The organism is Paraburkholderia ginsengiterrae (genome assembly GCF_001645125.1).
Classification (GTDB): Bacteria; Pseudomonadota; Gammaproteobacteria; order Burkholderiales; family Burkholderiaceae; genus Paraburkholderia; species Paraburkholderia ginsengiterrae.
Genome location: NZ_LXKA01000349.1, coordinates 192481 through 216070, shown reverse-complemented (window position 1 = coordinate 216070; position 23590 = coordinate 192481). Strand labels below are relative to the sequence as shown.

General features: G+C 63.9%; 21 protein-coding genes and 2 tRNA genes. 12 read left to right on the top strand and 11 right to left on the bottom strand.

Features of this window, described 5'->3' with window-relative positions; translation table 11 throughout:
• Nucleotides 1–46: 46 nt before the first annotated feature.
• A complete protein-coding gene (locus A6V37_RS30990; protein WP_064269831.1) occupies nucleotides 47–766 on the bottom strand; it encodes a FadR/GntR family transcriptional regulator in 720 nt (239 codons plus the stop codon).
• Between the two features lie 325 nt (nucleotides 767–1091).
• Nucleotides 1092–1625, bottom strand: coding sequence for a GNAT family N-acetyltransferase (locus A6V37_RS30985; protein WP_064269830.1), 534 nt, complete (start codon nucleotides 1623–1625; stop codon nucleotides 1092–1094).
• A 342-nt stretch (nucleotides 1626–1967) separates the two neighbouring features.
• Between A6V37_RS30985 and A6V37_RS30980 the strand changes: the two genes are divergently transcribed.
• From A6V37_RS30980 to A6V37_RS30950, 7 genes are all read left to right on the top strand, one after another.
• Nucleotides 1968–2219 (top strand): acyl carrier protein, encoded by a 252-nt coding sequence (locus A6V37_RS30980; protein ID WP_064269829.1) that lies wholly within the window; start codon nucleotides 1968–1970, stop codon nucleotides 2217–2219.
• Nucleotides 2216–3487 (top strand): acyl-CoA dehydrogenase family protein, encoded by a 1272-nt coding sequence (locus A6V37_RS30975; RefSeq protein WP_064286681.1) that lies wholly within the window; start codon nucleotides 2216–2218, stop codon nucleotides 3485–3487. The genes A6V37_RS30980 and A6V37_RS30975 overlap by 4 nt, the downstream gene beginning before the upstream one ends.
• Nucleotides 3488–4549 (top strand): amino acid--[acyl-carrier-protein] ligase, encoded by a 1062-nt coding sequence (locus A6V37_RS30970; protein WP_064269827.1) that lies wholly within the window; start codon nucleotides 3488–3490, stop codon nucleotides 4547–4549.
• Nucleotides 4546–5607, top strand: coding sequence for a DUF1839 family protein (locus A6V37_RS30965; RefSeq protein ID WP_064286680.1), 1062 nt, complete (start codon nucleotides 4546–4548; stop codon nucleotides 5605–5607). The genes A6V37_RS30970 and A6V37_RS30965 overlap by 4 nt, the downstream gene beginning before the upstream one ends.
• Before the next feature lie 67 nt (nucleotides 5608–5674).
• Complete coding sequence (locus tag A6V37_RS30960) at nucleotides 5675–8344, top strand: glycoside hydrolase family 2 protein (RefSeq protein ID WP_167361452.1); 2670 nt, start codon at nucleotides 5675–5677, stop codon at nucleotides 8342–8344.
• Nucleotides 8345–8977: 633 nt separating this feature from the next.
• Entirely contained in the window at nucleotides 8978–9712 is a 735-nt protein-coding gene (locus tag A6V37_RS30955; RefSeq protein WP_064269966.1) for a Crp/Fnr family transcriptional regulator, read from the top strand.
• A gap of 36 nt (nucleotides 9713–9748) precedes the next feature.
• A complete protein-coding gene (locus A6V37_RS30950; protein WP_064269825.1) occupies nucleotides 9749–11134 on the top strand; it encodes an undecaprenyl-phosphate glucose phosphotransferase in 1386 nt (461 codons plus the stop codon).
• A 164-nt stretch (nucleotides 11135–11298) separates the two neighbouring features.
• Here the strand turns inward: A6V37_RS30950 and A6V37_RS30945 are convergent, their stop codons facing one another.
• The 6 genes from A6V37_RS30945 to rnr all read right to left on the bottom strand — a co-directional run bounded on the left by A6V37_RS30945 (nucleotide 11299) and on the right by rnr (nucleotide 17952).
• Complete coding sequence (locus A6V37_RS30945) at nucleotides 11299–11721, bottom strand: helix-turn-helix domain-containing protein (protein ID WP_064269824.1); 423 nt, start codon at nucleotides 11719–11721, stop codon at nucleotides 11299–11301.
• Entirely contained in the window at nucleotides 11718–11861 is a 144-nt protein-coding gene (locus A6V37_RS42635; RefSeq protein WP_242665866.1) for a type II toxin-antitoxin system HigB family toxin, read from the bottom strand. Before A6V37_RS42635 ends, A6V37_RS30945 begins: the two co-directional genes overlap by 4 nt.
• 304 nt (nucleotides 11862–12165) lie before the next feature.
• Entirely contained in the window at nucleotides 12166–13338 is a 1173-nt protein-coding gene (locus A6V37_RS30940; RefSeq protein ID WP_064269823.1) for a glycosyltransferase, read from the bottom strand.
• A gap of 442 nt (nucleotides 13339–13780) precedes the next feature.
• Nucleotides 13781–14476 carry a ribose-5-phosphate isomerase RpiA gene (gene rpiA, locus A6V37_RS30935; RefSeq protein WP_064269822.1) on the bottom strand — a complete coding sequence of 232 codons (696 nt, stop codon included), beginning with the start codon at nucleotides 14474–14476 and terminating at the stop codon, nucleotides 13781–13783.
• 64 nt (nucleotides 14477–14540) lie between these two features.
• On the bottom strand, nucleotides 14541–15284 hold the full coding sequence (rlmB, locus tag A6V37_RS30930; RefSeq protein WP_064269821.1) for a 23S rRNA (guanosine(2251)-2'-O)-methyltransferase RlmB: 744 nt from the start codon (nucleotides 15282–15284) through the stop codon (nucleotides 14541–14543).
• A gap of 163 nt (nucleotides 15285–15447) precedes the next feature.
• Nucleotides 15448–17952: a ribonuclease R gene (gene rnr / locus A6V37_RS30925; protein ID WP_064286702.1), complete on the bottom strand. Its 2505-nt coding sequence runs from the start codon at nucleotides 17950–17952 to the stop codon at nucleotides 15448–15450.
• A 316-nt stretch (nucleotides 17953–18268) separates the two neighbouring features.
• Between rnr and A6V37_RS30920 the strand changes: the two genes are divergently transcribed.
• Both A6V37_RS30920 and A6V37_RS30915 read left to right on the top strand, forming a co-directional pair.
• Nucleotides 18269–18355: transfer RNA gene (locus A6V37_RS30920), tRNA-Leu, on the top strand.
• Nucleotides 18356–18599: 244 nt separating this feature from the next.
• Nucleotides 18600–18686 (top strand) — tRNA-Leu (locus tag A6V37_RS30915).
• 243 nt (nucleotides 18687–18929) lie between these two features.
• On the opposite strand, the gene A6V37_RS30910 is transcribed toward A6V37_RS30915, so the two are convergent.
• Genes A6V37_RS30910 through A6V37_RS30900 form a run of 3 tightly spaced genes read right to left on the bottom strand, consistent with a single transcriptional unit; the run spans nucleotide 18930 to nucleotide 21120 of the window.
• Nucleotides 18930–19685 carry an SDR family NAD(P)-dependent oxidoreductase gene (locus A6V37_RS30910; protein ID WP_064269820.1) on the bottom strand — a complete coding sequence of 252 codons (756 nt, stop codon included), beginning with the start codon at nucleotides 19683–19685 and terminating at the stop codon, nucleotides 18930–18932.
• A gap of 9 nt (nucleotides 19686–19694) precedes the next feature.
• On the bottom strand, nucleotides 19695–20561 hold the full coding sequence (locus A6V37_RS30905; RefSeq protein ID WP_064269819.1) for an SDR family NAD(P)-dependent oxidoreductase: 867 nt from the start codon (nucleotides 20559–20561) through the stop codon (nucleotides 19695–19697).
• Between the two features lie 34 nt (nucleotides 20562–20595).
• Complete coding sequence (locus tag A6V37_RS30900) at nucleotides 20596–21120, bottom strand: nuclear transport factor 2 family protein (RefSeq protein ID WP_064286679.1); 525 nt, start codon at nucleotides 21118–21120, stop codon at nucleotides 20596–20598.
• Between the two features lie 194 nt (nucleotides 21121–21314).
• On the opposite strand from A6V37_RS30900, the gene A6V37_RS30895 reads away from it, so the two are divergent.
• The 3 genes from A6V37_RS30895 to A6V37_RS30885 all read left to right on the top strand — a co-directional run bounded on the left by A6V37_RS30895 (nucleotide 21315) and on the right by A6V37_RS30885 (nucleotide 23548).
• Complete coding sequence (locus A6V37_RS30895) at nucleotides 21315–21824, top strand: nuclear transport factor 2 family protein (RefSeq protein ID WP_064269817.1); 510 nt, start codon at nucleotides 21315–21317, stop codon at nucleotides 21822–21824.
• Between the two features lie 84 nt (nucleotides 21825–21908).
• Nucleotides 21909–22625, top strand: a complete 717-nt coding sequence (locus A6V37_RS30890; protein WP_064269816.1) for an EthD domain-containing protein — start codon at nucleotides 21909–21911, stop codon at nucleotides 22623–22625.
• A gap of 119 nt (nucleotides 22626–22744) precedes the next feature.
• Complete coding sequence (locus tag A6V37_RS30885; protein ID WP_064269815.1) at nucleotides 22745–23548, top strand: SDR family NAD(P)-dependent oxidoreductase; 804 nt, start codon at nucleotides 22745–22747, stop codon at nucleotides 23546–23548.
• Nucleotides 23549–23590: the final 42 nt, after the last annotated feature.

Here is a 23590-nt window from a genome sequence, read left to right as displayed (position 1 = left end):
TCGCAAGGAAAACAGAAGGGTCAATGCACCGCCAGGGCGGCGGTGCTCAAACGCGTGCCGGAGGTTCCGCCGAAAAGCGGCTGCCGATTTCTTCGGCGCTGAAGTCGATCATCGCGAGCGAAGCGATTTCCGCTTCCTTCGGATCGCGCCGTTCGATCGCTTCGACCACGCGCTGATGCGTGCTCACCGCCGTCTCCCACAACCCGTCCCGGTCGCTGACGATGGGATTGACGGTCGACAGCGCGCCGCGAATAATCGCCGCCATCTGCTTGAAGAACTGATTGCCGCTCGCCACCACGATGCGGGTATGAAACAGCTCGTCCGCTTCCTGATAAGCGGCCTCGCCCGGCCGGATCGCGCGAAACGCTTCAAACGCTTCGCGAATCGCGGCGACTTCCGCGGCGCTGCCGCGCGTGGCCGCCTGCGCCGAGGCGCGCGGTTCGATCAGAATGCGAAACTCGATCACGTCGCGTAGAAACAGCGGATCAGGCTTCGCGCGAAAGCGCCAGTTCACGACGTCCTCGTCGATCATGCGCCAATCGCTCATCGGCCGGATGCGCGTGCCGATCTTCGGCCGCACGTCCAGCATGTCGCGCGCGAGCAGCATCGACAGCGCCTCGCGCATGACGGTGCGGCTGACGTCGAACTCCTTCGACAGCACATCCTGCGGCGGCAGGATGGCGCCGTACTTCTCTTCGACGATGCCCGTGACGAGCCCATCCATCACTTTGCTCACGAGCGATCGATCCTTGTTTGCCTGTTCCATGACACTCTCCCCGAAGCGGTGTTGGTCCCCGCGTAGCCTGTTGATCAAGCGGTCCCCGCCTGCCGTTTTTTTACAGTGACTTCATTTTTTTACGATACGTTGCTAGCTTCGAAACCGTTGCGCCAGTTGGGAAACGTCCTGACAGGGTTATCCCTCTGAAGAATTGTTTCGTCCATGTAACGCCGCATACTTCGACGGGCCATGAGCTTGCGTCTCAAGCTTGCCTGCACTGCGAACTTTGCATAGTGCGAAGACGCACGTAGTGAGACGAATTGTCTGACCAGGTTGCGGTAACCGGAAAAGGCGAGACCCGGCGCCCCCACCATCACAGCATCTCGAAGGTATTGATGAGCGCCGCGCCGTCGCGCTCACGGCGGCGCGTGCCGAAGAGCGGCTGGGCGCCGCGCACCTGGCGCGTGAGGCCGATGAACGGCACGCCATGTTCGAGGTACGGACCTTCCGTCTTGCGAAAGCCAAATTGCTCGTAGAAGCCGCGCAAGCCGAGCGGCGCGCTCACCCGCGCGGCATGTCCCGGCCAGCGCTCGGCGATGGCCTGCAGCACGCGCTCGAGCAGCATTTCGGCGGTGCCGTCACCGCGCCGCAGCGGGCTGGTGAGCACCTTGTCGATGGTGATTTCCGGATCTTCCGCATCGCCGGGCTGCACACGTGCGTAGGCGAGGATCGGCATCGGCCGGGTGATGTCCTCCACTGCGAACACATGCAATGAGCCTTCGTCACGGCCGTCGGCGTCGAGGCAAACGTGCGACTGCTCGACCACAAACACCGCGCTGCGCGCCCGCAAGAGCAGATACAACTCGCGTGCCGAAAGCTGATCGAATTCCAGCGTTTTCCAGTTCATCACTTTCCTCAGCGGTCAATGAGTTCGACGAGTCCGGGCGCGAGCGCCGCCCTCGACGGCCCGGCTCCGCGCACCGGTCCGTTTTCATGGCTACACGGTACGTCCGCGAAACGCGTGTTTCCGTGCGGCATCGCACTGACGCTGGGCTTTGCTGATTCTTAAATACCGGACATCGGGACATCGCACGGCAGGAAAGATCCCGTAATCCACGTGAAAGCGCCGCGTCCGGCAGATGGACCCCGCCAGCCCGATCCGCGGCACGAGCCACGCAAGACCATGACGTGCGTTCGCTTGACGTCGACAACATTCAAGAAACTGCTGGACCATTGAGGACTCCCCGCCATGAAAACCGCACTGCGACGCATCCTTTCCGAATCGGCCCGCCTGGATGTCCATCCGGACTCCCTCGCGGACGACGCCGATTTGTACGCCGCGGGTCTGTCCTCGCTAGCGACCGTGCACCTGATGCTGGCCATCGAAGACGAATTCAACATTGAAATTCCGGACCGCCTGCTGACGCGCCGGCTCTTCTCCAGCATCAATTCGATGGCCGCCGCGGTCACCGAATTGCAGCAGGCACAGGCGGCAGCATGAACTCCCCGCTACCGGATGCAGCCGCCCCACTCGCCCAGGCGCCGGCACACGACGATGTCGCTGTCGTGCTGAGCGCGGTCGAAACCGAACCCGGCTGGCGTGCGGCGGCGCAACGCTGCGCGGCGGTGGCCGCGCAGTTCGCCGACGCAGTGGACCGCGATGCGCGTTTTCCAACGGAAGCGTTCGACGCGCTCAAACGCGAACGCTTGCTGTCGGCCATGGTGCCGGCCGCGTTCGGCGGCGCGGGACTGTCGCTTGCGGACATCGGCGCGATCTGCGAAACGCTCGCGCAAGGCTGCGCCTCCACCGCCATGGTGTATGCGATGCACCAGATCCAGGTGGCGTGCATCGAGGCCCATGGCAGCGACTCGGCGTGGCATCGGCAGTTGCTCGCGCAGCTGGTCGAGCATCGATGGCTGCTGGCTTCGGCGACTTCCGAAGAAAACATTGGCGGCAATCTGCGCACGAGCGCCTGCTCGGTCGAACTCGACGGCGCGCGCTTTCGCATTGAAAAGCTCGCACCCACAATTTCGTACGGCGCGCACGCCGACGGCATTCTCGTGACCGCACGCCGCACCGCCGAATCCCCGGCTGCCGACCAGGTGCTGATCGTCGCGCTGAACGCGGAAACACAGCTCGAAAAACGCGGCAGCTGGGACGCGATGGGCATGCGCGGCACCTGCAGCGAAGGCTTCCGGCTCGTCGCCACGGGTCAGGCCGAACAGATCCTGCCCGCGCCGTTTGCCGAGATCGCCGATCAAACCATGTTGCCGGTTTCGCACACGCTTTGGGCTTCGGTCTGGACGGGCGTGGCCGCCGACGCGGTGAATCGCGCCAAGACTTTCTTTCGCGCCCAGGCGCGCTCGACGCCCGGCTCGATTCCGCCGGCCGGCCTGCGCCTCGCCGAAGCGGTCGGCCTCCTGCAGATGATGCAGGCGCGCCTCGCGGTCGCACTCGAGGCGGCCCGCGCCGCGCACCAGGTTCGCCACGGCGGCTCGCAGGCCGATGCGCCGCTCTCGGCCATGCTCGGCTTCGCCTCCGACATGAACACGTTGAAGACCAGTATCTCCACCACCGCGCTGCAGGTCGTGCAGGAAGTGCTGATGATCTGCGGCATGGCGGGCTACAAGAACGGCACGCCGTACAGCGTCGGACGCCATCTGCGAGACCTGTACTCCGCGCCGCTGATGATCAACAACGATCGCATCGCGCAGAACACCGCGAGCCTGCTGCTCGCGCAGCGTCCTGCCGCCCCCGGGAGAGCCTGAGTGACTACGATGCCTGCTACCGCCGCGCTTGCCGCCGCTCAGGAAACCGGCTCGCCGGGCTTTCGCGATGAACTGCTGGCCGCGGGCCTGCTGATCGATACCGGCGAAGACGGCCTGTACGGCCGCAGCCAGATCTTCGAAGACGTGGTGGACCGCCTGAACGTGGCGATCACGCATCTGGGCGCGGACCAGCAGCCCGAAGTGCTGCGCTTTCCACCCGCCATGCGCCGCACCGACTTCGAAGACAGCGAATATCTGAAAAGCTTTCCGAATCTGGCCGGCACGATCCACTCGTTCTGCGGTAACGACATGGATCACCGGCGTCTGCTGCGCGCGCTCGACGACGCCATGATCGAGCGTGAGGACGACCGCGCCGACGACTGGATGGCGCAGCAAAAGCCGACTCGCGTGGTGCTCACGCCGGCCGCCTGCTATCCGATCTATCCGGTGATGGCGCGGCGCGGCCCGCTGCCGGCCGACGGCCGCACCATCGACGTGCTGTCCTATTGCTTCCGCCACGAACCGTCGCTCGACCCCGGCCGCATGCAGATGTTCCGCCAGCGCGAGTACGTGCGGCTCGGCAACGCCGCGCAGGTCATGGCGTTCCGGCAGATGTGGATCGAGCGCGGCTCGCTGCTCGTCGAGCTGCTGCAACTGCCGCTCGAAGTGGATCTGGCGAACGACCCGTTCTTTGGCCGCGGCGGCAAGATCGTCGCCGATAGCCAGCGAGCGCTCGCGCTCAAGTTCGAACTGCTGATTCCGCTGGCCGATCCGCGCGGCAAGACGGCTTGCCTGTCGTTCAACTATCACATGGAACACTTCGGCGCGATCTGGAAGATCACGTGCGACGACGGCAGCGTGGCGCATACGGGTTGTGTCGGTTTTGGCATGGAACGCATCACGCTCGCGCTGTTCCGTCATCACGGGCTCGACGTGAACGCCTGGCCAGACGACGTGCGCGAACTGCTCTGGGGCGACACCGGGACGCGCGTCGCCGACGGCCTCGTGGCTCTGCCGACGGCACCCGATGCGGCGCAGCAAGGCGCCGGGGAGCACGCATGAATCCATCGCCGAGACCTCTGCCGCATGGCACGCCCGCCGTTTTTCCGTTGAACCGGCGCGTCGATCCGCCCGCTTCCGGCAGCACCGCCATGCCCGCCGTGCGCCTGCGCGAGCACGCGTCGCATGCGCTGCATCAGGGCGATCGCGTGTGGCAGGAGACCAACTGCTACGTGGATCTGTGGATCGAGTTGCTGCACGGCTTCGGACTCGACCCGCGCGCGGCGTTCGGTTTTACCGTCACGCAGGATTTCGAAGGCGACCAGTTCACGTTCTTCAAGTTTCCGCTCGAGGACCTCGACCGGCTCTACGGCACGCAGGTGCAGGAACTGGCGATCTACGATTCGCTCGAAGCCCGCGTGCTCGCCCAGACCACGCGCGGCCATACCGTGCTGGTGGAAGTGGACGGCTATTACCTGCCGAACACGCGCGCCACGTCGTACCGGCGCGAGCATCCGAAGACCACGGTGGGCATCGACTTCATCGACCCGCCCGCGCGCCGCCTCGGCTATTTCCACAACACCGGCTATCACCTGCTCGACGGCGAAGACTACGACGGCGTGTTCCGCAAGCTGCCGCAATTCGCGGACCAGCCCGATCTGCTGTTCCCCTACGTGGAATTCGCCAAGCAGGCGCGGCCCGCGCTCGAAGGCACCGCGCTCGTGGAAGCCTCGGCGGAACTCCTGTGCGCGCATTTGAGCCGGCGGCCGCTCAGCAATCCGATTTCGCACTGGCGAGCCGCGTTTCCCGAGCACCTCGAAACGCTGCTCGAACGCGGCGAGAAGTTCTTCCACCCGTACTCGTTCAACCTGATGCGGCAGCTCGGCGCGAATTTCGAGTTTCTCTCGAAGTACTTGCAGTGGCTTGGCGCGCAAGGTTTCGACATGCCGCCGGCCATTCCGGACGCCGCGCAGAGCATCGCTTCGGAGTCCATGGTAATGCAGTTCCGGCTCGTGCGGGCCATCACCCGCGGGCGCCGCGATCTGTGCGAGGACTGCTTCGACGTGCTCGAAAGCGCTTACGAAAAGACCCTGCCGCCGCTAGCCGCGCTGGCGCTGTAACGCGCCCATCGCGAGCGCGCGAACAGTTGCCGCGCGTTTTGTCCGACTGTTGAGGAACTCGCCGTGGATGCACGGCCGATCGACCATGACGCCTGATGCCGATGATGAGAGCGGCCTGTCCACGGCTGCGCTCGATGAAGCCAACGGCAGCGCGCCCGCCGATGCCGATGCCGGTGCTGATGCTGTCGCCGCCGCTGATCCTGCGCAAACCTCCCGCACGCTCTGGCCCCAGCGCCTGGACACGGGCTGGCAGTGCGTGAGCACGCCGGCGGGCGCGTGCGAATCGCCTGCCGACTGGCCCACGCACGGCTGGCTCGCCGCGCAAGTGCCCGGCACGGTCGCCGGCGCGCGCCGTGCCGCGGGTCTATTCGATATCGCCAATCCCCCGCCGCTCGCCTTCGACGATCACTGGTATCGCCTCGCGCTCGGCGACAGCAGCGCCGCCAAACGTCGCTTGCGCCTGCACGGTCTCGCCACCATTGCCGAAGTATGGTTCGACGGCATCAAACTGCTCGATTCCGATTCGATGTTCGTGGCTCACGACCTCGACATCGACCTGCGCGGCAACGCGACGCTCGCGCTGTGCTTTCGCTCGCTCACACCGGCGCTTGCGGCCAAACGTTCGCGCGCGCGCTGGCGGCCGCGGCTCGTCACACCGCCGACCTTGCGCAACGTGCGCACCACCCTGCTCGGCCACATGCCGGGCTGGTGTCCGCCGGTGCAGGCGGTGGGACCCTGGCGGCCGATCGAACTGCTCAGCGACGCGCCCCACGCCATCGACACCGTCGATATATCGAGCCGCCTCGACGGCGACGACGGCGTTGTTTCGCTGACGCTACGTTTTGTTCATTCGCACGAGGCCGGCGCTTGCCGCGTCTCGCTCAAATGCGGGGCTGCTGTTTCGTCTATGCAATGGAGCGATGCCCATACATTGGTGGGCACGGTACGCGTGCCGCTTGCCGAACGCTGGTGGCCGCACACGCATGGCGAGCCCACTTTATATCCATTGACGTTGCAGCTTGATGACGGACACGTCACATCGCACGACCTGGGTCCGATCGGCTTTCGCAGCATCGAAACGGATTACGGCGAGGACGGCGCGGGCTTCGCGTTGCGCGTCAATGGACAGCCGGTGTTCTGCCGCGGCGCCTGCTGGACCAGCGCGGACCTCGTCACGCTCACAGGCAGCGAAGCGCAATTGCGCGATACCTTCCCGCTGGCCCGCGATGCAGGCATGAACATGCTGCGCGTGGGCGGCACGATGGTGTATGAGTCCGACACCTTCTACGCGCTCGCCGATGAATACGGCATGCTCGTCTGGCAAGATTTCGCGCTGGCGAATTTCGACTACCCGACCGATGCCGCATTCAACGCGTCGATCGAGCGCGAGGCCACCCAGTTTCTAACGCGCACCCGGCACTTTGCTTCGCTCGCGGTGCTGTGCGGCGGCAGCGAGGTGGACCAGCAGGCGGCCATGTTCGGCCTGCCGGTTTCGATGCGCGTGCAACCACTGTTTACCGAGCGGCTGCCCGCCATCGTCGCGCGCGAGCGCCCGGACGTGCCGTACGTCAGCAATTCGCCTTCAGGTGGAATATGGCCGTTTTCGACTAATGAGGGCATCACGCATTATTACGGCGTCGGCGCCTATCAGCGGCCGCTCGACGACGTGCGCCGCGCGCAGGTGCGCTTCGCGGCCGAATGCCTCGCGTTCGCCAACGTGCCCGACGACGCCACGCTGCAGGATGCGCTCGGCACGATTTATCCGCATGATCCGCGCTGGAAGGCCGCCGTACCGCGCGACCCCGGCGTCGGCTGGGATTTCGACGACGTGCGCGACCACTATCTGCAGGCCTTATCAGACGTCGAGCCCGCGCGCCTGCGCTATGAAGATCCGCAACGGTATCTGGATCTGTCTCGCGCGGTGGCCGCCGAAGTGATGAGCGAGACGTTCGCCGAATGGCGCCGCGCCGGCTCGACCTGCGGCGGCGCGCTGGTCTGGCAACTGCAGGACCTGCGTCCCGGCGCCGGCTGGGGCTTGATCGATGCCACAGGACGGCCTAAGAGCGCCCTGCACGGCCTCGCGAGAACACTGCAACCCGTCCAGGTGCTCATGACCGACGAGGGCCTCAACGGCCTCGATATTCATCTGCTCAACGAACGAGCGCAGCCCTTCAATGCACAGCTGGAACTGATCTGCCTGCGAGACGGCAACGTCAAGGTGGTCTCCGCAATCCGCGAACTCGAACTGCCGCCGCGCAGCGCGCAGCGGCTGAGCGCCGCCGAATGCCTTGGCCAGTTCTTCGATTTCACCCACGCCTACCGCTTCGGCCCGCGCGCGCATGACGTGACGATCGCGACACTGCGCGACGCGGCCAGTGGCCGGATCGTTTCGGAAGCGTTTCATTTTCCGGAGCGCAGTGCGGGCGAGCGTCACGACCTCGGCCTGACGGTCGCGGTCGAACGCGACGGCGACGGCTGGCAGCTCGTTATCGTTGCACAGCGCTTTGCGCGTTCCGTTCATATCGTCGACACAAACTATCGTGCCGCGCACGACGGCTTTCATCTTCCGCCGGGCCGCCAGCTTATCGTACCCCTCGTGCCGCTCATTGCGCGCACGCCGCCGGAAAGATTCGTTGCGTGCGCATCTAATGCGGTGTTTAAAGCAGATGCAACAAGCGCGGCACCCGCCGGCGAAGTGCGCGCGACCAATGCGTTATCCGCCACGTTCTACGGTTAACTGTCGTCACTGATCTAAGCACGCCCTTCGTAAGCCGCGCCAATCCTCGTTTTGCGGGCTTCCACCTGTCTGGTCTGGGGAATCGGTGTTGGGTTTTCTCAGACTTTTGCGTCACCTGGAAGGCGATCCGCACGGCACCGTACCAAGTGCATTGAACACATCTGAATCATTTCCGGCACATCCCGGACCGCGCGTTAAAACGTGCATGCAGCGGCAGGTTGAGCGCCTGGGGACTTGTCCCCATACTCCGTCCGCCAACCGCTAGGCCAATCCCACCAAGGCTTTGAGCCGAATATGACGACGCAGCGACGCTCCCGCCGGTTAAGCGGGTGTTGTACAGAATTGAAACAAAAAGCCACATCCGGCTTCGCGCGGCGGTACCGTCTGCCGCCTTGTGCCCCTTCGTTGCTCGTTTTCCCTACCGTTGGCACGCTCCTCGCTATGTGGTGAGGGCAACACCGCGTCACCGCAAACGAGATCGACAAGACCGGCGGCGGCGCATCAGGCCATTACGGGGCCGGTCCTGTTCATCCTTCGCTGCTCGCCACGCAGCACTACGTTCACCAAGGGATGCAGGCATCGGATCAAAAACAGAAAGTTTCGCAAAGCGCGGCTTTCATGCGAGGACCGATCATGTTGACGCTTCAATCCGATCTGCACGGTAACCATTTGCTCGGCGCATTGCCGTCCCACGAATGGCAGGCACTGGCTCCCCATCTCGAACTGGTTCATCTGCGCACCGAGCAGTTGCTGTGCGACTCCGGCCAGCGCATTCACCATGTCTACTTCCCGACCACCGCGATCATCTCGATGCTCTCGACGATGGAAGACGGCAGCTCCGTCGAAATCGCCGCGGTCGGTCGCGAAGGCATGACCGGCGTGCCGGTGCTCACCGGCGGCGAAACCATGCCGAATCGCGTGCAGGTGCAGTGCGCCGGCTTCGCTTACCGGATGAGCGCACAGGCACTCAAGCAACAGTTCGCCCGCTCCGATTTCCTGCGCCGCCTGATGCTGCTGTACATGCACGCCCTGCTGACGCAAGTCGCGCAAACCGCGGCCTGCAACCGCCACCATGCGCTGAGCAAGCAGCTGTGCCGTTGGCTGCTGATCGAAGTGGATCGTGTCGCCTCGAACGATCTGACCGTGACCCAGCAACTGATCGCCGACATGCTCGGGGTGCGCCGCGAGGGCATTACCGAAGCCGCCGGCAAGCTGCACGACGAAGGTCTGATCCATCATAGCCGCGGCCACATCAAGGTGCTCGATCGCAAGGGTCTGGAAGCACGTGCCTGCGAATGCTATGGCCTCGTCAAGCGCGAATTCGACCGCCTTCTGCCGCGTCTGCGCCAGGCGGAAACCGTCGAGTAAAACACGGGCTCGGCCGACTACCGGATAAAGTCACTTATGTTCAGGAATACTGCGCGATGTCTTGATGCACTCTTCGTGATTGCGGGTGGCCTGCTCGCTCACTGGATGCGGTTTTCGACGCCGATGTCGCTGTCGGATACGGAACGCCTTCTGATCGCGTTCAACTGCGTGCTCGTATTGCTGCTGTTTCCCGGCTTCGGCGTGTATGACACCTGGCGCGGCAAACCCTTGCCTGCCATGCTGGCGCGAGTGGCCGCCGCGTGGACCGTCGTGGTCGCCACCGCGCTCGTGCTGGCGTTCACGCTGCATCGCATGGATGCGGTGTCGCGCCTGTGGCTCGGTTATTCGACGCTGATCTCCGGCACGCTGATCATCGTCACCAAGTGCTTCGTGCATGTGGCGCTGCGCAGCGTGCGCCGCCGCGGGATGAATAGCCGCACCGTCGCGATCGTCGGCGCACCGGGCTTTTCGCGCTCGCTGCTCGCCCACCTCGAGCATGCGCCGCAAGCCGGCTTCAAGCCGGTCTGCGTATTCGACACCACCATTGAAGCCGCCGGCACATTCGGCGCGCGGCTTAACCGTCTGCCGGTCCTGACCAATCTCGACGCCTTCGCCGCCAAGGTGCGTCAGGAACGGGTGAACGAAGTCTGGCTCGCGTTGCCGCTTTCAGAAGAACATACGATCTACCGGTTCACGCGCATGTTCCGGCATGACTTCGTGAATCTGCGTTTCATTCCCGATGTGCGCAGCCTCTCGCTGTTCAATCACGCGCTGGTCGATGTCGTCGGTTTACCGACGCTCAATCTGAGCGCGACGCCCTGCTCGCCGCCGCAGATGTGGCCCAAGCTGATCTTCGACCGCCTGTTCGCGGCGGCCGCGCTGCTGGCGCTCGCGCCGGTCTTCGTCGTGCTGGCGATCGGCATCAAGCTCGGCTCGCCCGGTCCGGTGTTCTTTCGCCAGACCCGCAAGGGCGTGGACGGCCGGCCATTCGCGATCTACAAATTCCGCTCCATGACCGTGCACCACGAAGCGCACGGCCAGGTCACGCAGGCCACCCGCAACGACACACGCGTGACGAAGCTGGGCGGCTTCATGCGCCGCACCAGCCTTGACGAGCTGCCGCAGTTCCTCAACGTGCTGCTGGGTCAGATGTCGGTGGTAGGTCCCCGTCCGCATGCGGTCGAACACGACGATCTCTACAAGGATCAGGTGTACGGCTATATGGACCGCTACCGGATCAAGCCGGGCATTACCGGCTGGGCCCAGGTCAACGGCTATCGCGGTGCCACCACGAAGGTGGAGAAGATGGAAGCGCGCGTCAAGTTCGACCTCTTTTACATCCACAACTGGTCGTTCTGGTTCGACATGAAAATTGTGTTCATCACGATCTTCAAGGGATTTGTCGGACGCAACGCGTTCTGATCATGCCCGCACGGAGACGGTAAGCCCACGTCTTCGCTTCCCTGTCCGTGCCTGACCGAGCGCCACAATGCCGCCCCGGTTGCGCGCCGCGCGATGGCCCAGGCCTCCCGTCATCTATCAGGAAAGAGGAAAGCGCCTGGCACCGGGCCGGGCGCTGCCTGCCATTACAAAAACGCGCTGACGTCGGTATGAAAACGCACCGCCAGTGCCTTGGCGACCTTCTTGCTGATGGCGCGCCGGCCCGCGAGAATGTCGCTCACCACCGTGGGTGACGCGATACCGATCAGATCCTTCTGCCTGAGCCCATGCGTTTCCAGCAGATGCCGCAATACCTCGCGTGGCTCCGCTTTTGGAATCGTCACGTTGTGCTCTTCCCAGCTTTCGACCAGCCCGGTAACGATCGCGAACAGATCCGATAATGGATCCTCCACGCTGCCGTTCAGATGCTCGGCGAGCGAGTTGGCGAGCCGCACCATCGTCTGGTAGTCCTGCTCGTTGCGAATAGGCGTGATCGGCAACTGGGCTTGCAGCGCGGCCCAGGTTTGAGCGATATCGGGAAAGGCTCCCGGAAGGCGATCGGCATTCATGGGTTTAAATTCTTCCTCGTACAAAGGTCGTATTCCGCTCGCGTCAAATCATGACGCACGAATGACGACTGCCTGTTGTAGTGAATCGCTGCGACGATCCGGAACCGGTTGCCGCCCACATCGATACGAAACCGGTGCATGAAGGCGGCGCATAGTCCACGTCGGCGAACGTCTGTTTCAGGTCGTTATGGGCATGCGCGAGGCACGCCTGCGCCAGTGATTCCCACGCCAATAGCGCATTGCGCGCCCCCGAATGTCACTTTATGAAGCCTGGCCACGCTTGCTTCCAGGCTACCCGCACCGTATTTCCCCGCACGGATTCGAGCAGTGATCCTGCACGCTCTGCCCGTGTCGGCTAAGTGAAGCGAATCGACAGCGACAGCCATCCGGACGCCAAAGTCCGAGCGGCTGGTTACGACTTACTGCGGTACAGCAAAGCCCACTTCACCTGCATATCTCGACATTCGCAATAGGCGAATAGTCAGACAATCTGTCATTTCTGCGACCGGCCGCCGCGATCGTCCGCGTGACCTCCGCCATGAAGGCGCGCCGGAACACCGCCGGCGAAAAACGCTCGGCATTCGCGCGGCAAGCCATTGGCGTAATCCGATCGTGTAGACGCTCGAAACGGTTGATCGCGTCCAGCATCGACGCGACCGTTTGGTATGCGAAGTACACGCCGGTAGGATTCGGCTCGCCGACCGGCACCACCGTGTCGAGCGCGCTGCTCTGGCCGAGTGCGATCACCGGCGTGCCGCATGCCTGCGCCGCCAGCGCGACGGCGTTGGCATCTTCGTCGGCGGCGAGCACGAAGGCACGCGCACGCTGCAGATGCGCCTTGAGCACCTCGTACGGCTGATCACCGAGCATCGTTACGTTCGGGCCGGCCTTGGCGCGAATCGCGGCCATCTGCGACCCGTCGCCGATCATGATCAGCTTGCGATGCGGCGTGGCGTTGAACGCGTCGACGATCAGATCGATGCGCTGATAGGGCACCATCCGCGCGGCAGTCAGATAAAAATCTTCCTTGTGCACGCACAGTTCGAATTCGCGTACGTCCACGGGAGGCGGAATCACGGCGGCATCGCGCCGGCAGGTCTTCATCACATGACGCGCCGTGGAGCGCGAGCTCGCGATCAAACGGTCGACGCCATTCATGGACTGTGATTCCCGGCCGCGCAGATAGTGAAGCCACACGCGCGCGGCCCACGACTTTGGCCCGCGCGTCAGCCCCGCTTCGTGCAGAGTCTGATGCTGCAGGTCCCATGCATAGCGCGTGGACAAGTGCCGGTAACTCACATGAGTCTGATCCGGACCAGCCAGCACACCCGCGGCGGCCGCATGCGAGCTCGTAATAATCAGGTCGTAACCGGACAGATCGAATTGTCCGAAAGCAAGCGGCATTAACGGTAGATAGGCACGGCAACCGCGCCGCGCAAACGGCAGGCGCTGAATGAATGAGGTGGTAACCGGTTTTCCGCCGAGTGGTCTGCGGTCTTCGAGGAAATCGACAAGACTGAAAAGATCCGCGTCCGGGAAGCACTCGATGATCTGTTCGATCACCTTCTCTGCCCCGCCCGGCGCGATCAGCCAGTCGTGCACGATCGCCACATTCATGATCCCCTGCCTCTTGGTCAACGCCTCTTTGGCTTAGCAACGAGTGTATGTGGCGCATCGTTTGCCGTGCGTGCGCGTGCCCACATTCGACGTACGACAGCGCGCGAATAATGATCAATCGCCGTTCGCCTATTGCGAACCCGATAGTCCCATGCGTTTGCTGTTCGGGGCGCCTGGCGACCAGCGCCTGTCTTTTGGCGCGTAACGCTTGTTTCGGGCCAGCCTGTCGAACGCGCAATCGTTTGAGTGCCGTCAGATAGCCGAGCCGCTTCGCGGCCGATTTCATTGGGGTGAATTTGCAAGCATCAGCGCGATCGCTCACGGCGCTGGCTGATGCAACCGGCGCATTGCGCGCCGCTGTGGCAGAGGTATTTGACGCCGCGCGAGTCCTTCAAGCAGGTTCTTGCGCGGCGATGCAGCGCGATTCGATGCGATGCGGTGATCAGGCCTTGTCGTAGCCGATCTTTTCGACGCCCGTCTCCGTGCCGAGCAGGCACAAATTCGCGCCACGGCCCGCGAACAGGCCCACCGTCACGACGCCAGGCCATGCATTGATCTGCATTTCCAGCGCGCGCGGGTCGCTGATGCGCAAGCCCTTGACGTCGATGATTTCGTTGCCGTTGTCGGTAATGAACGGCACGCCCTCTTTGGTCACGCGCACCACCGGCACGCCGCCGAGCGCCGCGACGCGGCGGCCGATCGCGGTACGCGCCATCGGCACCACTTCGATCGGCAGCGGGAAGGTGCCAAGCGTCTCGACCAGCTTGCTCGCATCCGCGATGCAGACGAACACGTCCGACACCGACGCGACAATTTTCTCGCGCGTCAGCGCGCCGCCGCCGCCTTTGATCATCGCGCCGCTGTGGTCGATTTCATCGGCGCCGTCCACGTAGACCGGCAGTGACTCGATTTCGTTGAGATCGAGCACCTTGATGCCGTGCGATTGCAGCCGCGCCGTGGTGGCGAGCGAACTCGACACCGCGCCGCGATAGCGCGCCTTGTTGGCGGCCAGCGCGTCGATAAAACAGTTCGCGGTCGAGCCGGTGCCGACGCCGATCACCGAGCCTTCGGGCACGTTGGCGTTCACGTAGTCGGCGGCGGCCTGGCCGACCAGTTGCTTAAGTTCGTCTTGAGTCATGGAAAAGGCTGGCGAGCAGTAAAAACCGCTAGTTTACCGGAGTCGCACGCGCTCGCCGCCAGGATTACTTCTTCACCGCGCGCTGGCGCACTGCTTCGAAGAGGCAAACGCCGCTTGCGACCGAGACGTTCAGGCTTTCCACCGTGCCCGCCATCGGAATCTGCATGACCACGTCGCAGGTATCGCGCGTGAGGCGCCGCATGCCCTCGCCCTCGGCGCCCATCACGAGCGCCACCGGACCGTCGAGTTCCGTCTCATAGAGGCTCTTGGTGGCCTCGCCGGCCGTGCCGACGACCCACACGCCCGCGTCCTTCAATTCCCGCAGCGCGCGCGCCAGATTGGTCACCGTGATGTAGGGCACGGTGTCGGCCGCGCCGCTCGCCACCTTGGCCGCCGTGGCATTCAGGCCCACTGCGCGATCGCGCGGCGCGATCACCGCGTGCGCGCCGGCCGCATCGGCCACCCGCAGGCAGGCGCCGAGATTGTGCGGATCGGTCACGCCGTCGAGCACCAGAATCAGCGGTGAACCGTTGATGCCGTCCAGCAGCTCGGCGAGGTTCTGCGCGAGCGGCAGGTCGCCCGCGCGCGCCACCACGCCCTGGTGCCGCTCCGTGTGCGCGAGGCCCCACAGGCGCGTTTCGTCGGCCGCGATCAGACGCACGCCGGCTTCTTTCGCCGCGTGCAGAAACTCGGTCATGCGGCGATCCTTGCGCGTCGCGTCGTAATAGACATCTTCGACTGTCGAAGCGTCGTGCCGGATACGCGCGGTCACTGCGTGGAAACCGTATAAAACCTTGAGACGTGCCATGACTGATACAACCTTTGATTGAGCGCGCGCTCAACGCGCGCTGCTGAAATGAATATGAACCTGCGTGCTTCGTGTAAATGCCTGGCGGCGATGAAACGCAGACCGCGCGCATCGGGCACGTTGCTCCGTACCCGATGCGCGCGGTTCATGCGGTGCAGCCGCCTTAGCGCTTCTTGCGTGCCTGCGGCTTCCCGCCCGCCGACTTGCTCGCGGCGCCATGCTTCTTCGCCACGCCGCGCGCCGCGCGGGCTTCCTTGACCGCCGCGGATTGCGCGGGTGCCGCCTTCTTGCGGCGCGCGCCCGGCGCGGCCGCGCCGGTGTCCATCGGCGGCAGCACACGCACGCGCGCCCCGCCGCTTTCACCGGATGCCTTGTCGGCCAGCGCGCCACGCACCACCGGCGGCTTGATCGGCGTGTCGCGCACCAGGCGGAAATCGATCTTGCGTGCGTCCAGATCGACGCGGCTCACCTGCACGCGCACGCGATCCGACAGGCGGTAGCGAATGCCGGTGCGCTCGCCTCGCAACTCGTTCTTGATTTCGTCGTACTGGAAGTAGTCCGAGCCGAGTTCGGTCACGTGCACGAGGCCTTCGATAAAGAGCGAATCGAGCTGCACGAAAATGCCGAACGACGTGACGCCGTTCACCATGCCGCCGTACTCTTCGCCGAGCTTGTCGCGCATGAAGTAGCACTTCAGCCAGGCTTCGACGTCGCGCGAGGCTTCGTCGGCGCGGCGTTCGTTGGCCGAGCAATGCAGCCCGAGCTCTTCCCAGATCGCGACGTTGTTCGCGCGGGCGCGGCCGCGCTTTTCCTCATCGGCCTGCTGCATCGCGCGGGCGCGTGGCGAGAGCGCCGTATTCAGTTCGACGCCTTGCGGCGGCTCCGGCTGATACTTGCGGCCCTGCAGGATCGCGTAGATCGCGCGGTGCGTAAGCAGATCGGGGTAGCGGCGAATCGGGCTCGTGAAGTGCGCGTACGCCTCGTATGCGAGACCGAAGTGGCCGATATTGTCCGGGCTGTAGACGGCCTGTTGCATCGAGCGCAGCAGCATGGGCTGCAGCATCTGCGCGTCGGGCCGGTCGCGGATCTGCGCCATCAGCGCGGCGTAGTCGCTGGCGTGCGGTTTGTCGCCGCCGCTCAGCGTAAGCCCCATGCCGCGCAGGAACGAGCGCAGATTTTCGAGCTTTTCCGGGGTCGGCCCGGCGTGCACGCGGAACAGGCCCGGATGCTTGTTACGCTTGAGGAAGTCGGCCGCGCAGACGTTCGCGGCCAGCATGCACTCCTCGATCAGCTTGTGCGCGTCGTTGCGGGTGCGCGGCACGATCTGTTCGATCTTGCCCTGCGCGTTGCAGACGATGTAAGTCTCGGTCGTATCGAAGTCGATCGCGCCGCGCTTCTGACGCGCGGCGAACAGCGCCTTGTACACGCCGTACAGATTTTGCAGTTGCGGCAGCACGGCGGCGCGGCGCGCGGCCTCTGGCCCCTTGGTGTTCTTCAGCACCGCGGCGACTTCCGTATAGGTGAGCCGCGCGGCCGAGTGCATCACGCCGGGGTAGAACTGATACGCCTTCACTTCGCCGCGCGCGGTGACGATCATGTCGCACACCAGCACGCAACGGTCGACGTTCGGATTGAGCGAGCACAAGCCGTTCGACAGCTTCTCCGGCAGCATCGGAATCACGCGGCGCGGGAAATACACCGAGGTGCTGCGCTCGATCGCGTCGGCGTCGAGTCCGCTCTTCGGGTGCACGTAGTGCGAGACGTCCGCGATCGCGACGATCAGGCGGAAGCCTTCGCCACGGCCGACCTGCACCGGCTCGCAGTACACGGCGTCGTCGAAGTCGCGCGCGTCTTCGCCGTCGATGGTAACGAGCGGCACATCGCGCAGATCGATGCGGTGACGCGCGTCGGCCGGGCGCACTTCGTCCGGCAGGCGCGCGGCTTCGTCGAGCGCTGCTTCGCTGAATTCGTGCGGCACGCCGTACTTGCGCACCGCGATTTCGATTTCCATGCCGGGGTCGTCGATATCGCCGAGCACTTCCACCACGCGGCCGAGCGGCTGCGAATGACGGCTCGGGAAATCGGTCAGCTCGACCACCACCACCTGGCCTACCTTGGCCTTCTTGGTGTTCTGCGCGATCAGGATGTCATGGCCGATGCGCTTGTCTTCGGGCGCGACGATCAGCGCGCCGTTCTCGTTGAGCAGGCGGCCGATCACGCGCTTGTTGGCGCGGTCCGTGACCTCGACGATATGCCCTTCCGGACGGCCGCGCCGGTCATAGCCGACGATGCGCGCGAGCACGCGGTCGTTGTGCATGACCTTCTGCATTTCGCCGGTGGGCAGGAACAGATCGTCCTGACCGTCGTCGCGAATCAGGAAACCGTAGCCGTCGCGATGGCCTTGCACACGGCCCGCGACGAAGTTGGACGGATGAGTCAGCTGATAGAGATTGCGTTGATCGAGCCGGATCTGGCCGTCGCGCTCCATCGCGCCTAAGCGCTTGAAAAATCCTTCGCGCTCCTGGCGCTTGATCGACAAGGCTTCGGCGATGTCGTTCGCGGCAAGCGGCGCTTCACTCGTGCGCAGAACGCCCAGGATTTCTTCGCGGCTTGGAATCGGATACGGAAATTTGCTCAAGGGCTTGTCGATGATTTTTTCTCGTTGCATGGACGTCGGTCGGCGATGTGGCTCGGCTTGGGAAGCGTTTGCGTTGCGCTTGAGTTGCACCTGCAATTGCACAGAAAAGACTGCTCGGGTCCGGCTCGTTCAAAGCTGAGTCCGACGGGCGTGTGCACCGTGCCAACGAACTACTGCGAGGCATTCTAACACCCGGTTTGCGCGCCAAGCGGCCCCTCTGAAGCCGCTCCCGTCGTTGCGGCGACACGCTCGCGGCCGTGTCGCCGGAATGTTTAAGCAAGTTTTGAGAAACGCTTGACAGGCCCCAACCTGTCGCTATAATGGCGTTCTTTGCTGTTCATCACCTGCCCAGGTGGCGAAATTGGTAGACGCACTAGGTTCAGGTCCTAGCGGTGGCAACACTGTGGAGGTTCGAGTCCTCTCTTGGGCACCAGATTCAAAAGTAAAGCCGCTTACGAGCGGCTTTACTTTTTGTGTGAGGCTACGTGATCCGGTTCTGATTTATCTATCGGCTTGGATCAGGTAGTTGGCAGAACGGTTGTTGCGCAGTCGGTAGTGCTTCACTTCGGCTTCACTGCGTAACTTATCCGGGCGGTTGGTTGAAGCGACGTTAGTTTGCAGGTAGGGATTGACACGCTGCATCAGCCCGCTAAAATAGCGGTCTAGCTTGAAAACGTGCCCAGGTGGCGGAATTGGTAGACGCACTAGGTTCAGGTCCTAGCGGTGGCAACACCGTGGAGGTTCGAGTCCTCTCCTGGGCACCATCAGTTGTTCCGGCGTAGTTTCAACATAAGCCGAAGAAGTTCGAGAAACCCCGTAAGGTTAAAGTCTTACGGGGTTTTTTGTTTTTCGCGCTTCCCTTCGTTCCGCAGACTCGTGGCCCAGCGTTAGCTCGACTTCAGTGTCTCTGCAGCGCGGTTACCGTGCCACGCTTTTCATGGGCGGGTAAGTTTCTCCAAAAGAGCACGCATAGGGATGCGCCTGACACAGCCCTCCCCACGTAGCATCTAACCCCAATAAGCCTGACCGCCGTCGAGCGGCAGTGTCGCACCGGTCAGATAGGCCGCGTCCGTGCTCGCGAGAAACACGATCGCGCGCCCAATGTCGCGCTCGCAATCGCCGACCCGTCCCAGCGGAATCGTCTTGAAGAACGCCTCGGCCTCATGCGGATTCGCGTCGATCCAGCCTTTCAGGCCGGGCGACAGAGCGTGCGGCGCGACCGCATTGACGCGGATGCCGTCCGCGCCCCATTCGCACGCGGCAGCACGCGTCAATGCGCGAATCGCTTCCTTCGTCGCCGCGTATGCGCCATAGCCCGAGGCATCCCAGCGCACCGCTGCCGACGACGCAAAATTCACCACCACACCGTCGCCCTTCAGATACGGATAGCAAGCGCGCATCATGCGCAGCGTCGCGAGCGGCCCCGAGTCGAAGCCGTCGATAAAGGCGGCGTCAGTCACCTCGAGCAGGCGGCCGAGCGGCACGACCTGAGCGTTGTTGATGAGGATCTGCACGCCGCCAAGCCGCTCGACCACCGCTTCGACGCAGCGCCCGATCTGCTCGCCGTCCATCACGTCGCACACGAACGGTTCGGCCCGGCCGCCGCGCAGGCGGATCGTTTCGCAGGTGGAGAGCAGCTTGTCGAGCGTGCGGCCGACCACGGCGAGCACTGCGCCCTCCGCGGCCAGCGCGAAAGCGACGCCCTGGCCAACGCCCTGCCCCGCACCGGTGACGAGAGCGACCTTCTTGTCCAGTATTCCCACGAGGCCTCCTTACGCGACGATCGCCGGATGCGCCTGCGCTGGACCGCCCAGCAACTCGCGATAGGACGGCGGCTGCTTGCCGTCAAGATCGGCAATGCCGTAAGCCAGCGCCGCCTCCGCGCCGATCAGCACCTGTCCGGATTGCGTCATCCGGTTCGGGTCGCGGTACAGCGCGTGGATGACGTTGCCGGTGAACTCCGGGCTTTCCGCGACGAGCGAGAATTCCTTGTACAGATCCGGGTGGGCTTCCCACACGCGTGTCGTGCGCTCCGTGCGCAATGGGCCCATCCAGATGGACACCACGGCAACGTCGTACGGGCGAAGGTCGACGGCCATGTCCTTGGCGAACTTGTCGACACCGGCCTTCTGCGCGCCATAAGCGGCGCCGTGCATGTAGCAGCTCGAGCCGAATGACGATGTGAATGCGATCAGCCCGCCGCGGCGCCTCGCCATCAGCGGAGCGGCGTACCAGCTCGCTACATAGGCGGAGCGCAAGCCGACGTCGAGGATGCCGACGAGATCGAGCGACTTCTCCCAGAACGGGCCAGGCTGAATCAGCTGATCGTGCAGATAGGTCGCGTTATTGACGAGAATGTCGAGCCGCCCGCTTTCGCTTTCGACTCGTTCAAAGAGCGAGCGCACCTGCTCGTCATCGGCGTGATCACACGCGACTGCGATGCCTCTTCCGCCCAGCGCGTCGATTTCTAGCGCAGTCGCGTGGATCGTGCCGGGCAGCGGCGCATCGCCCTCGTTCTGCGAGCGGCCTGTCACGTACACGGTCGCGCCTGCTGCGCCGAGCGCGAGCGCAATGCCTTTGCCGGCACCCCGCGACGCACCCGTCACGACGGCGACCGGATTGCTGTTGTCGTTATTCATCTGCGAATGCCTCCTGTCATGCGGGGTAATCGGCCTATGCGTCGAGCGCCTGCACCGCCGCACCGGTACTGGGCTGACGCCCGGCGAAACGCACGCCGGGAGCGGTGTCGCCATAACTTGCGACCAGCGTTGACGTGACAACACAACGGGTCCCGGCAATCTTCCAGATCCCGTTGAGTTTCACGTACTCATCTTCGTAGTACGCACCGAGTTGCGTGATTGTCTGGTCCTGCGTGTTAGTCATCTGGTAGTGCAGTCCCCAGGTGCCGCGGGCATGCGTGTCGTCGAGCACGTCGATCTGCGGGTTGACTCCGTGATGCATCTCGACGATATGCGGATGGCAGCCAAGCTGTTCGAAAATCGCCACCAACTGGTCGCGGTCGTCGAACACGCCGATCCGGCCGTAGTCGATGCGCACCTGGCCTGGCGCGAAACAGTCGCGCATGCCCTGTGGATCCTTCATATCGCAGCACGCCAGATAGCGCGCTTTCAGGCGCCGGATCGCGTCGGCATCCTCGCGCCGGCGCAGGCGCGTCTCGAGTTGATCGATATTGGTCATGCCGTCTCCTTGAGTGCGAAGACACGCCGATTGGTGTGTCCGACCGTCACGATACTGGCGTGTCAGCGAGGATCAATCATCCGTTCAGACTAAACCGGACAACTCTGCTCCGCTGCGGCGGTTCGTCCGAACAGACGATGCGGCCTGGCAGTGCTTGTTCCTACCATCGATGGACACCACGAGGAGACTTGGCGATGGACGACGCAACCCGGACGCTCTTCGAGTTCGAGCAGATCCGGCAACTGAAATACCGCTACTTCCGCGCGGTCGATTGCCACGACTGGGCGCTGCTCGCGCAATGCCTGAGCGTGGACTGCCGCGCACGCCTGTATGGCGGCCGGTATTCGTATGACGGCGTCGATGCGTTCATCTCGAACCTCAAAGCGCTCATCGGCAAGCCGACCTTCCTCACGATGCATCACGGTCATCATCCGGAACTGCAGCTCGTTGCTGAGGATTGCGCGTACGGCACCTGGTATCTGGAAGACCATGCCATCAATCTCGAAGACGGTTATCTGCTGCATGGCACGGCCTTCTACGAGGATGAGTACGTGAAGCACGACGGCCGCTGGCTGATCCACTCGACGCGTCACGACAGGCTGTTCGAATCCGTGACGTCGCCGATCCCGGCATCGTTCTCATTGACCGCCAACCGATTTCAAACGGACGTGCCACCACCTGCCGCAGGGGAAGCCGCCGGCTGACGCAGGCTTAACCAGATTTAATGCAAGCAAGGCCGCGTTGCTCGCGGCTTCGCCACACTCTCACTTCAACCCGGAGCCGATTCGATGGAAAAAGTCATTTACGTGTTGTGGCGCGATCCGCAGATCCCGCCCTCGCAGTGGAGCCGCACGGTGCGCGCACAGCTCGGTGACAAGTTGCAGTCGCTCGGCGCGCACGGTGTGCAGATCAACGTCGCCGACGCGGATGTCGAGCCAGCGGACGCGCTGCGCCAGCAGAACACAAAGCCCGGCATCGACGGTATCGCGGCGGTGTGGATCGACAGTGCAGTGTCGATGTTTCGCCAGCCCTACGACGATGCGGTGCGCGCCGTCGTGCCGCATTGCGCGGCCTACCTCGTCACCGAATCGCAACCCATCCGCAATACGCGCTTTCCGGCGCAACCGGGTGAACGCACTGCCGGGTTTTCGCAGCTGGCCTTCCTCAAGCGTCCGCCGCGTCTCACACCCGAAGCATGGCTGGATGTATGGCATAACCACCATACGCGTGTTGCCATCGATACACAGGACAACTTTCTGTATGTACAGAATGTCGTGGTGCGCTCGCTGACTCACGCGGCGCCGGGGTACGACGCGATTGTCGAAGAATGCTTTCCCGCCGCGGCGATGACGGACCCCCATGCGTTCTTCGACGCGGTAGGCGATGAAGAAAAATTCCAGCGCAACGTCAACGAGATGATGGATAGCTGCGCGCGCTTCATCGACTTCGACAAGATCGACGTGGTACCGACCAGCCAGTATGTGGTGAGGGCGATCAACGGCTGATGTGACAGGCAAGGCGGGATCGGCCGCGCGCGGCAAGACGGACCGCTCTGGCGCGCAATGAAGTGCAGCCGCCTTGCCCTATGCGGATGAGGCGGCTCGACAACCCATCGAGACCCTCCATGACAACTCCCCTCTCCTCATCGCAGTCACTTTCCTCCAACGTATCACTCAACGTGCCGGCAACAGCCGTCGTGGTGACCGGCGGTGCGTCCGGAATCGGGGAGGCGTCGGCGGCGGCGCTTGCCGCCGTCGGTCGCCCAGTAGCCATCTGGGACATTCAGAGTGATAAGGCGCAAGCGGTCGCCACTCAGCTCGCGCAACGCTACGGCGTCGCCACATACGGGCATGGTGTCGACCTGCGCGACGCGAGCGCACTGGAGCCGGCGCTCGCGAAAACTCGTGCGGCGCTGCCCGCGCTCGGCGGCCTGGTTCACGCGGCGGGCGTAGTCGACCAAAGCGGGATCGAAGGACTCTCCGTCGAGCGCTGGGACGCCGTGCTCAACATCAATCTGCGCGCGCTGGCGCTGCTCGTTCAGGCGATGCTCCCCGATTTCCGCGCCAACCCGGGTTCGGCTGTCGTGGCCATCGCCTCGATCAACGCGACGCTCGGCAACGGGCTCATCCCATCGTATTCCGCTTCGAAAGGCGGCGTCCTCTCACTCATGCGCTCGCTCGCGGACAGCCTGGGCAACGATGGAATCCGGGTCAACTCAGTCTCGCCGGGCCAGATCCTCACGCCGATGATTCAACCGGTTGTCGACGCCCTCCCCACGGGCGCGTTCGAGCGCCGAATCATGCTGGGCCGTCTTGGGGAACCCGCCGAAGTCGGCCGCGTAGTCCGCTTCCTGCTGTCGAGCGAGGCCAGCTACATCACGGGTGCAGAGATCGTCGTCGACGGCGGCAACATTCCCTCTCAGCGCTGATCCGGCGCGCGCGCTCGACAGTTCGTTGAGCGCGCAACGCTG